Origin of the sequence: Wohlfahrtiimonas larvae (assembly GCF_002006755.1) — a bacterium.
GTDB lineage: Bacteria > Pseudomonadota > Gammaproteobacteria > Cardiobacteriales > Wohlfahrtiimonadaceae > Wohlfahrtiimonas > Wohlfahrtiimonas larvae.
Genome location: NZ_MVDO01000117.1, coordinates 1 through 9788, shown reverse-complemented (window position 1 = coordinate 9788; position 9788 = coordinate 1). Strand labels below are relative to the sequence as shown.

At 36.8% G+C, this 9788-nt stretch carries 11 protein-coding genes, 1 pseudogene and 2 riboswitches; of the genes and pseudogenes, 4 read left to right on the top strand and 8 right to left on the bottom strand.

All coding sequences use genetic code 11. The annotated features are described in order from the left end of the window. A pseudogene (locus tag BZK14_RS13650) lies at positions 1-179 on the bottom strand (fumarylacetoacetate hydrolase family protein); the annotation flags it as partial. Positions 180-379: 200 nt separating this feature from the next. Further along, a riboswitch (glycine riboswitch) is annotated at positions 380-463 on the top strand. After that, a riboswitch (glycine riboswitch) is annotated at positions 464-557 on the top strand. Positions 558-578: 21 nt separating this feature from the next. Here BZK14_RS13650 and BZK14_RS07195 point away from each other — a divergent pair. The 3 genes from BZK14_RS07195 to BZK14_RS07185 all read left to right on the top strand — a co-directional run bounded on the left by BZK14_RS07195 (position 579) and on the right by BZK14_RS07185 (position 3646). Beyond that, positions 579-1208, top strand: a complete 630-nt coding sequence (locus tag BZK14_RS07195; RefSeq protein WP_077925854.1) for a trimeric intracellular cation channel family protein — start codon at positions 579-581, stop codon at positions 1206-1208. A 309-nt stretch (positions 1209-1517) separates the two neighbouring features. Next, on the top strand, positions 1518-2594 hold the full coding sequence (locus BZK14_RS07190) for a mechanosensitive ion channel family protein (RefSeq protein ID WP_077925853.1): 1077 nt from the start codon (positions 1518-1520) through the stop codon (positions 2592-2594). A 35-nt stretch (positions 2595-2629) separates the two neighbouring features. After that, positions 2630-3646 carry a PTS sugar transporter subunit IIC gene (locus tag BZK14_RS07185; RefSeq protein ID WP_077925852.1) on the top strand — a complete coding sequence of 339 codons (1017 nt, stop codon included), beginning with the start codon at positions 2630-2632 and terminating at the stop codon, positions 3644-3646. A gap of 39 nt (positions 3647-3685) precedes the next feature. Here BZK14_RS07185 and BZK14_RS07180 read toward each other — a convergent pair whose 3' ends face one another. From BZK14_RS07180 to argF, 7 genes are all read right to left on the bottom strand, one after another. Then, positions 3686-4348, bottom strand: coding sequence for a hypothetical protein (locus BZK14_RS07180; protein ID WP_077925851.1), 663 nt, complete (start codon positions 4346-4348; stop codon positions 3686-3688). A gap of 138 nt (positions 4349-4486) precedes the next feature. Beyond that, on the bottom strand, positions 4487-5029 hold the full coding sequence (locus tag BZK14_RS07175; protein WP_077925850.1) for a GNAT family N-acetyltransferase: 543 nt from the start codon (positions 5027-5029) through the stop codon (positions 4487-4489). A gap of 68 nt (positions 5030-5097) precedes the next feature. After that, positions 5098-5745 (bottom strand): oxygen-insensitive NAD(P)H nitroreductase, encoded by a 648-nt coding sequence (nfsB, locus tag BZK14_RS07170; RefSeq protein WP_077925849.1) that lies wholly within the window; start codon positions 5743-5745, stop codon positions 5098-5100. 84 nt (positions 5746-5829) lie between these two features. Continuing rightward, positions 5830-6582, bottom strand: coding sequence for a UDP-2,3-diacylglucosamine diphosphatase (locus tag BZK14_RS07165; protein WP_077925848.1), 753 nt, complete (start codon positions 6580-6582; stop codon positions 5830-5832). Positions 6583-6597: 15 nt separating this feature from the next. Beyond that, positions 6598-7095, bottom strand: a complete 498-nt coding sequence (locus BZK14_RS07160) for a peptidylprolyl isomerase (RefSeq protein ID WP_077925847.1) — start codon at positions 7093-7095, stop codon at positions 6598-6600. Between the two features lie 28 nt (positions 7096-7123). Next, positions 7124-7777, bottom strand: a complete 654-nt coding sequence (locus tag BZK14_RS07155; protein WP_077925846.1) for a peptidylprolyl isomerase — start codon at positions 7775-7777, stop codon at positions 7124-7126. Between the two features lie 69 nt (positions 7778-7846). After that, a complete protein-coding gene (gene argF, locus BZK14_RS07150; protein ID WP_077925845.1) occupies positions 7847-8851 on the bottom strand; it encodes an ornithine carbamoyltransferase in 1005 nt (334 codons plus the stop codon). A 151-nt stretch (positions 8852-9002) separates the two neighbouring features. On the opposite strand from argF, the gene BZK14_RS07145 reads away from it, so the two are divergent. Continuing rightward, positions 9003-9788 (top strand): NTP transferase domain-containing protein (locus BZK14_RS07145; protein WP_143691394.1); only part of this gene is annotated, 786 nt, incomplete at its 3' end.

Below are 9788 nucleotides of genomic sequence, written 5' to 3'. Positions count from 1 at the left end.
TGTTTTAAGAAATAAAAAGGCTCTTGTTGGGTTTTATCAACAATTGTTCCCATTTCTTTGGCATGCGCCATATAATTGCGGCCAACACAAAATATACGATGGATGGGAAATAATAGTGAACTACCTTTGATTGGGATGGCAATAGGTTCTGCTACTGGAAATATGTATTGTTTTGTCATGATGGCTCCTTTGATGAATTTTTATCATATAAAGCTTATGTTGGGTAATCAATCTTAAAATATCGTTTGAGTGCAATTTTTCCTTGTTCAGTCCAAATGGCTTTACGAGTTTATGGGTAATATTTTGACTAATAAATAACTGATAAGTGGAATATAATTCTAGATTATGGGTTTCCTTAATCAAGGCTAATCCGTATAATGTTCAATCTGCAGGAGAGAGAGATTAACTCCGCCGAAGGCGCAAACTCCCATAAACGCTCAGGCTCATGTACTGCAATCACTTAATTGTGCCAACTGGAGAGAGAAACTTAGTTTCCACCGAAGGAGCAAACAGCAAAGCTGCATAAACTCTCAGGTACCAAGGACAGAGGGAGGGGCAAATACTCAATAGGAGTTTTTGTGCTTTTCTATATTTATATTGTAGCAATTACAGCAGAAGCAATGTCAGGTGCACTCGCGGCAGGTAGGCGTAACATGGATATGTTTGGTGTTGCTCTTATTGCTTTTTTGACAGCATTGGGTGGTGGCACAATGCGAGATATTATCCTTGGTAATTATCCAATCTCTTGGACACAGCATCCATCATATGTCTATTTAACCATCTCTGCAGGTCTGCTGACAATGTTAGTTGCTCGTTATATGCAACGTTTGAATCGTATGTTTTTGGTATTAGATGCAATGGGGCTTATTGCATTTACGATTATTGGTTGTAATGTTGCTCTAAGTTTAGAACCGAAATATCATTACAGTACTTTAGTTGTGGTGATGGCTGGAATGATGACAGGTGTGGGTGGGGGTATTTTTAGAGATATTCTTTGTAACCGAACACCTCAGGTTTTACGGCATGAATTATATGCAAGTGTTTCATTATTAGTTGCCTTGCTATATTTAGGGCTAAAATATATTGGTATTGATGAGAATATCAATATGAGTGTTTCATTTGTGGTGGGCTTGAGCATCCGTTTGGCGGCGATTTATTGGAATTGGTCGTTGCCTGTATTTTCATATTCCCCCAATAAATGGCAATAAAAAAATCCCCTTTTAATAAAGGGGCAATTTAGTGAAGATGGCTAAAACATCAATTTTATTATGATCTAATGTATATTGGCAACGTGTATGAAAGGTACATCCTTTCGGTGGATTGGAGGCTTGCCTATTAAACGAATCTTGTCACATTTATCTTCTGTATAAGGATATATATAGGGTTAGCAAAGAGAAATTTTTGTATTAAACAAACATTTTGTATTTCTAAAGGTTAAAATCTTTGAAGGTGAATTGATCAATAGAGATCGTCATGAACCATATTAGGATGAACACAAACAGATTGATGGATAATTTATGATTGAAGCATTATTAGAGAAATATGCAGTTGGTGGCGGTGCCATTCTGATAGGAATGTTTTTATATTTAGTTTTCACTTTCATTGGCCGTAGATATAAAACACAAAAAAAAGGGATGGCTGCGCGCATTACAAAATCATTAATATTGTGTGGCGTGATTACTATTGCTGCCCAATATGTAATGTTAGCATTAGTAGATTTTGAGATTAAATCGATCACTCCAACTATGGTTAAATTTGCAACGAGTATTTTAATCATCATCATCTTATTGAATCGCTTGTATCAAATCATTAATCGTTTGGAAGCTGCACAAATTAAAAAACATGGTGATCCAACATCTGCCAAAATTATTGCGCGAGTATTCAAAATTGCGATTTTCATGGTTATTGTTTTATTATTTGGTGAACATTTTGGTATGAGTTTGTCAGGTTTGATGGCCTTTGGCGGGATTGGAGGTATTGCCATCGGCATGGCTGGTAAAGATATACTCAGTAACTTTTTTTCAGGGGTAATGTTGTATTTTGATCGCCCATTTAACATAGGCGATTGGGTGAGTTCACCAGATCGTCAAATCGAAGGTACTGTTGTAGAAGTGGGCTGGCGTTTAACAAAAATTATGACGTTTGATCATCGGCCGCTATATGTACCCAATGCTGCATTCTCTTCCATTAGCGTAGAAAACCCAGGACGAATGACGAATCGCCGTATCAAAACAGAAATTGGTTTACGTTACGAAGATGCAGATAAGATTGGGCTGATTGTGAATGATATCCGTACAATGTTAGAACAAGATATCAAAATCGACCAAAATCAAACATTATTGGTATATTTCAATGAATTTGCTGATTCTTCTTTAAATATTATGATCTACTGTTTTACGAAAACAACAAAATGGGCGGAATGGTTGGCAGCACAGCAAGATGTTTATTTGAAAATGATTGAGATTGTCCATAAACATGGCGCTGATTTTGCATTTCCATCTCAAACGCTTTATGTGGATCCAAGTAGTCAAATAATGATTAATAGAACAGCACCAAAACCGGTGCAGCCACCAATGCAAAATCCAAATTTATAAAATTTTTAGACAAATAACGTGATGGGAGAATCACAATGTTGGAATATTTGAAGAAAAAGGGCGTAATGTGCTCATCGCGGGTTTATTTCATTGATGCATTGAGTTATATGGCGCTTGGTCTATTTTCATCATTGTTGATTGGGCTGATTATTAAAACTATTGGCACTCAGCTATCCATTTATACATTGGTGGAGTTAGGCTCATTTGCGATGGATAGCAAAATTGTAGGGGCCGCGATTGGTGTTGCAGTTGCAATGGCATTAAAAGCGCCACCATTATTATTGTTCAGTGCAGTTTTTGTTGGGGCTTTTGGTAATAGTGTTGCAGGTGTCGCTGGTAGTTATTTTGCAGTATTAGTGACAGTTGAGCTAGCAAAGCTCCTTTACCAAACAACAAAATTAGATATTTTATTGATCCCATTTTTTATGATCATGATGGGCTATTTCAGCTCAACATTGATTGGTGTACCTCTCAATGAATTAATGAGCTATTTAGGTCGCACCATTAATTGGGCAACTACACAGCATCCTTTTGTGATGTCGATGGTTGTGGCAACGGTGATGGGATTAGCACTCACAGCACCCATCTCTAGTGCTGCATTATCTTTTATGTTGGGTTTAGATGGTGTTGCTGCAGGTGCTGCTGTGATTGGTTGTAGTGCGCAAATGATTGGCTTTGCTTCCATCAGTTATCGTGAAAATGGTATTTCAGGGGCAATTGCACAAGGCATTGGCACTTCGATGTTACAGATTGGCAATATTGTTAAAAACCCATTGATCTTAGTGCCACCCACCATTGCAGGTTTAATTACAGCGCCGATTGCGATTGTATGTTTCCAAATGATCAACAATAAAGCAGGTGCTGGTATGGGCACAAGTGGTTTTGTTGGGCAGTTTATGGCTTTTGAAACGATGGGGTTTTCTATAAGAACAATGTTATTAGTTACGATATTTCATGTGATTTTGCCCATTGTGATTAGTTTATTGGTTGACTATTGGATGCGGCAAAAATTATGGATTAAAGAAGGGGATTTAACCCTGAAGTTAAATTAATAAAAAAGCGCTGATGGGCGCTTTTTTATTGAGCAATTATTATTTCATAATGATGGCGGATGCAACTGCGCAATCAAAAGGAATAGGATCAATACTGTTACGATCATTGGCTTGATCATTCATGACGGTATTGGTGATTACTAGTGAGGCAAAGCCATCATCAAAGCATGATTCACTCTGAAATTGCAGAACTACAAAAGGATCAAAATCATAGTCAACATAAACTTTATCTTGGCTAGATGCGTAAATATCGCTTGGATGTAGTGTCATATGAGGTACCTTTAAAAGATCAGAACCATATTTTTCTTTGTATTCAGCTAATGTGAACCATTGATTTTTACGATTAGCTTCTGCATTGCACTTGGTAAAGCCTTCGGTGAGGTCATCTGTTTCACATGCCTGAGTAAACCATTTCTCTTGAATTTGGCGTTTTGCCCAATAAGCATCCTCTGAACTAACAGTGGTCATATCTAGAATATCTTGCGTTAAAGCGACATGTTTGCCTGCTTTGAATACGCCTAGTCCAGAAATCAGTGGATGAGCCATATGTGCACCTGTTGGATTTTCTGTGAGGATATATTTATATAGCAGTTCGCCTTGATCGTTGATGGATAAAGGCTGAATACGTGCATCCACCACGGATGGGCCTGTTGCAAATGCAAAAGATGCTAATAACGATGCTAACACTAAAGACTTTTTCATAATTATAAATTCCCTCGTGAGATTTCTCTAATATTAATTATCATTTATGTAACATTAGGTTAACATACTTAGTGCTAATATTGGATAAGGTTGACCTGAGCCATTAATCAAGCCACGCTAGGAGGCTTGATTTATTTATTACCGATTTAAAATCGAGAGCATTTCAGCATCCACAAATCTTTCTTTTTCAAAGAAGTAATCTCTCAATACACCTTCTGTTTCTAAGCTATTCTTGTGCAATAAAGCTCGGGAAGCATGATTTGCAGGATCAATGAATGCTTCGATGCGATGCAGTTTCAAAGTTTCAAAACCATAATTCACAATTGCTTGAATGGCTTCAGTCATGATGCCATTGCCCCAATGAATAGGATTTAGATCATAGCCAATTTCAGCACGGTTATTTTCAGTGGAAAAGTTATGAAAGCCGCATGTACCAATTAATCCATTACCTCCAGATTTTAATGTAATAGCCCAACGTAAACCTGTGGATTCCTGCACTCGATCAATCCATGTTTTGATGAGTTTTTCTGCTTCTTGTAGATGTTGAAAAGTATAGAGATCATAAAATTCAGTGACGCAATCTTGTGAGAAATATTCAAATAGATTAGGTGCGTCAGTTGGTTGAAGCGCTCGAAGGATTAAACGGTCAGTTTTTAACAAGGGAATGTTGTTGGTTAGCATATTAGATATAGGTTCTTTGATTAATGATGTAGTGTGTCATGATGGCTAAATTCTTGATCAAGAATCGACTATAAAGTTGTAAAGATTTCTTCCGCAGGTAAGCGTGATTTTGGTAATTTTGCATTGTAATCTAAATCTTGGTTTGAATAACCTATGGTGACTGCAACAATAGAGTGTAAGTCTTTGCTTGGTAGATCTAATATTTTATCGAGTTCATCAGTTAAAATACCTTCGATAGGTGTTGCATCTACCCCCATTGCAGCAGCGCCTAGAAGCAAAGTACCCAATGCAATATAAGCTTGTTTTTCATTCCATTTGTTGAGATCTTTTTGATCTTTGGAGTTTAAATCAATGAATTTTTTTCTACCTGCCGCAACACCTTCTTTTGTTGCCTCATCTAAGAAACGAAGGTCTTGATCTTCTTGTTCTGTAATGAGTTTAACATGCTGATCACCTAATGTATTTCTGACGGCAAAAATAATAGTAATGGTTGAATCTAAAACTTTAGGACGATTGAATTCCATAAATCCCGGTAAAATTTTTTCTTTGCCTGCTTCGCTTTCAATTAAAAAGTAGTGCCAAGGTTGAACGTTGACAGAGGATGGCGAATAACGTAAGAGAGTTTTAATATCGTTAATTTGTTCTGTAGTTAAATGGCGAGAAGCATCATAAACTTTGCATGTTTTACGAGATTTAGCGACATCAATGATATTCATTTAAAATTCTCCTGCTATGATTGTGGAAAGATTAACTTATTTAAAATTCACAATTGTTATAGCACATCTTGCTAGTTAGGAACATTATTCTACAGGTAGAATGGTGAATGTATGGCGAGATAAACCATGGGTTTTATCCCATTTTAGGAAATCACCAGTTTTTTCCCAATCACTTAAAACCCAACGCGTACCATTATGATGCTCATGAATATTTGGCTTATGTGTATGCCCATGAATCATAGTATTAGCAGAATATTGAGCTAACATTTTTTCTACTGCATTGTCGGTGACATCGCAATAGCATTGTTGGTTATCAATACAGGTATGACGCTTAGCTTTTTTGCTTGCTTCACGCAAACGTAAACCAATGCGAAGTCGAATAGATTTGGGCAATAAATGTAGGCATTTGAGTACTAAAGGATTGCGAATAATTTTGCGATAGCGTTGGTATTTAACATCTGCTAAACATAACTGATCACCATGTAAAACGATAATTTTTGGTGCAAAAGGTAAAGTATAAATTTCGGGCAAAATTGACATTTTGCATAGCTTGGCATAATTTTCACCCACAGCAAAATCACGATTACCATGTTGAAAATAAACATGTATGCCTTGCTCTGAAAGATTTGCAAGCTCTTTAGCTACTTTAGTTGTAAAAGGGGATAAAACATCATCACCCACCCAAAAATTAAAGAAGTCACCCAGGATAAATAAATCTGTGGCATCTTCTGCAATCTTCGGTAGAAGATTAAAAAAAGCCGCACACAGTTCTGGGCGGCTTGAAGCAAGATGAAGATCAGCAATGAAATAAGCGATGTGATCTTCATGTTTATGCATTGTTATTTCCTATGATTAAATGATTTCTACACGTTCGATGATGATATCTTCAGCAGGTACATCGCTATGACCACGACGAGAAGTTGTTTCAACTTTTTCGATGGCATCAATGATATCCATACCTTCAACAACTTTACCGAATACTGCATAACCCCAACCTTGAGATGTTTCGCTTTTGAAATCTAAGAAGCCATTATCTACAGTGTTGATAAAAAATTGGTTAGTTGCAGAATGAGGGTCCATCGTTCTTGCCATTGCTAAAGAACCACGAACATTTTTCAAACCATTGTTTGCTTCGTTTTTGATCGGTGCACGTTGGCCATCCATTTTGTTTTCCATACCTGGCAACAAACCACCGCCTTGAACCATGAAACCTGGGATCACACGGTGGAATAATGTTCCTTCAAAGAAACCATCTTTTGCGTATTGCTCAAAGTTAGCTGCAGTATTTGGTGCATTATCAAAATCTAATTCGATTGCAAATGTACCTTTATTTGTATGAAACTTAATCATGAATATATCTCCTAAAATTCAATGAGGGTTATTTTTGTGTAGAATCAGTAACTGATTCTACAGATTCGGTTATGGCGGGTTTTTCGATTAAAATCACTTTTTCGATGATGACAGGTTCTACAGGAACATCATCACGACCACGGCCATGATTAGTGGTTTGTACTTTTTCAATATTTTCTACAACATCCATGCCATTCACTACATGCCCAAAAACTGTATAGCCTGGGTTTTGTGGATTCATATAGTTTAAGAAATCATTATTAACAGTATTGATAAAAAATTGGCTTGTGGCTGAATCAGGATCCATTGTCCTTGCCATGGCAATTGTGCCTTTGTCATTTTTTAAACCGTTATCTGATTCAATATTGACAGATGCTCTAGTTTTTTTGGGTACTAAATCTTTATCCCAACCACCACCTTGGATCATAAATCCAGGAATTACACGATGGAAGATGAGTCCCTCATAATGGCCATCCACAACATATTGGATAAAATTACCCACAGTATTGGGAGCTTTTTCAGGATTGAGTTCTAATGTAATGTTGCCTTTATTGGTTGTCATTTCAACATAGATTGGTGTAACAATAGCAGGTTCTTCTGTTGCTACAGTTTCAGGATTTGCAATGGATACTTGAAATGCCAATGTTGCAATACCTGCACAAGTCAATAAACGTTTTAACACAACAAACTCCTAGATTAATTATTATAAGCGCAAGATTATCTCAATTTTGCGCTCTGAATGATACTGAATTTATGATAATGAAGAAACCATTACCGCTTTAATTGTGTGTAAGCGATTTTCAGCTTGATCAAATACAATAGAATGCTTGCTTTCAAAGACTTCATCTGTTACTTCAACACCATCTTTTAATTCAGGGAAATCTTTCATTAATTTCATGCCTTCTGTCGTTTTGCCATCATGGAATGCAGGCAAGCAATGTAGGAATTTAACATTTGGATTTTGGCTTGCTTCAATTAATGCTTGATTCACTTGGAATGGGAATAATAGCTTAATGCGCTCAGCCCATTTATCTTTAGATTCCCCCATGGATAACCAAACATCAGTATAGATAAAGTCAACACCTTTGACCGCTTCATGTGCATTTGTGAAGCAGACAATATTACCACCTGTTTCATTGGCAATCGCTTGGCATTGGTCAATTAATGTGCGTTTGGGTAATAATGATTCTGGTGCTGCGAAATGAATAGTCATACCTAATTTTGCAGCAATGATCATTAAAGAAATTGCAACGTTATTATCAGAATCTCCAACATAAGCTAACTTCACATCTTTTAAAGGTTTATCAGTATGTTCTAAGATAGTTAAAACATCCGCCAAAGATTGTGTTGGGTGAAATTCATCAGTTAAACCATTAAATATAGGAACACCTGCATAATGTGCTAAGTCTTCTACAATTTTATGGGCTGCTCCACGAAATTCAATACCATCATAAAAACGGCCTAACACGCGAGCTGTATCTGCGATGCTTTCTTTATGTCCTACTTGGGAGCTGATTGGATCTAAATAAGTGACATTGGCCCCTTGATCATAAGCTGCAACCTCAAAAGCACAGCGAGTACGGGTAGATGTTTTTTCAAAAATGAGTGCAATGTTTTTGCCAAGAAGATGTTTTTCCTCTTCATTATTTCGTTTGGCTGCTTTTAAATTACGTGCAAGGTCTAGAAGATAGTGAATTTCTTCTGGTGTATGATTTAAAAGTGTCAGCAGGTGGCGTTGATATAATGGAGAAGTCATGGCGAAATCCTTTAGTTTATGAATTGGGTAATTATCTTATACATAGTATCGTGCTAGTTTTTAGATTTTCAAGCATTTTTGTGTTGCATAATTTTTTTTAAAAAATGGTGTAGAATCAGGCGCAATAGATTAGCAATAAATAAGGAAGTATATGAAACCATTATCAGTCGTAATTTTAGCAGCCGGTAAAGGCACAAGAATGAAGTCTGCTTTGCCAAAACCTTTGCATAAAATTGGTGGTCAGCCCATGTTATCACATGTTTTATCGGCTGCGCGTGAGCTGAATCCTGCACAGCTAATTGTGATTTATGGTCATGAAGGCGAAAAATTAAAAGCAGCCTATAAGAATGAAGATGATATTACATGGGTTGAACAAAAGACATTTCTAGGTACAGGCGATGCAATGAAATATGCAATGCCAGCAATTTTATCTGATAGCAATGTATTGGTGTTATATGCGGACACACCATTGATTGATGCAAAAACATTACAAGCAATGCTTGAAAAAGTGGATGAAAAAAATCTTTGCTGGTTAACGGTGGAAGCGGATCAACCATTCGGTTATGGCCGAATTATTCGTAACGATGCAGGCAATATGGTTGCAATCGTAGAGGAAAAGGATGCCAATGTTGAACAAAAAGCTATTACTGAAGTGAATAGCGGTTTATTTGCGATCTCAAGTCATGTATTGGCAGCAACATTGCCACGCATTAGTGATGATAATCAACAAAAAGAGTTTTACTTAACAGATGTTGTTAAATTAGCATTAGAAGATGGTTTATCCATACAAACTGCAGCAGGTGACTTTACACTATTACGTGGTGTTAATGATCGGGTGCAATTATCAGAGCTAGAAGCTATTTATCAGAATCAGCAGCGTAGAAAATTAATGCTTTCAGGTGTCACAATGATTGCGCCTGAGACTGTTTATATTCAT

What these genes read in the sequence shown, in the direction of transcription:
- BZK14_RS07190 (WP_077925853.1), top strand. Translation starts at nt 1,518, where the DNA reads ATGATTGAAGCATTATTAGAGAAATATGCAGTTGGTGGCGGTGCCATT.
- BZK14_RS07185 (WP_077925852.1), top strand. Translation starts at nt 2,630, where the DNA reads ATGTTGGAATATTTGAAGAAAAAGGGCGTAATGTGCTCATCGCGGGTT.
- BZK14_RS07180 (WP_077925851.1), bottom strand. Translation starts at nt 4,348, where the DNA reads ATGAAAAAGTCTTTAGTGTTAGCATCGTTATTAGCATCTTTTGCATTT.
- BZK14_RS07175 (WP_077925850.1), bottom strand. Translation starts at nt 5,029, where the DNA reads ATGCTAACCAACAACATTCCCTTGTTAAAAACTGACCGTTTAATCCTT.
- nfsB (WP_077925849.1), bottom strand. Translation starts at nt 5,745, where the DNA reads ATGAATATCATTGATGTCGCTAAATCTCGTAAAACATGCAAAGTTTAT.
- BZK14_RS07165 (WP_077925848.1), bottom strand. Translation starts at nt 6,582, where the DNA reads ATGCATAAACATGAAGATCACATCGCTTATTTCATTGCTGATCTTCAT.
- BZK14_RS07160 (WP_077925847.1), bottom strand. Translation starts at nt 7,095, where the DNA reads ATGATTAAGTTTCATACAAATAAAGGTACATTTGCAATCGAATTAGAT.
- argF (WP_077925845.1), bottom strand. Translation starts at nt 8,851, where the DNA reads ATGACTTCTCCATTATATCAACGCCACCTGCTGACACTTTTAAATCAT.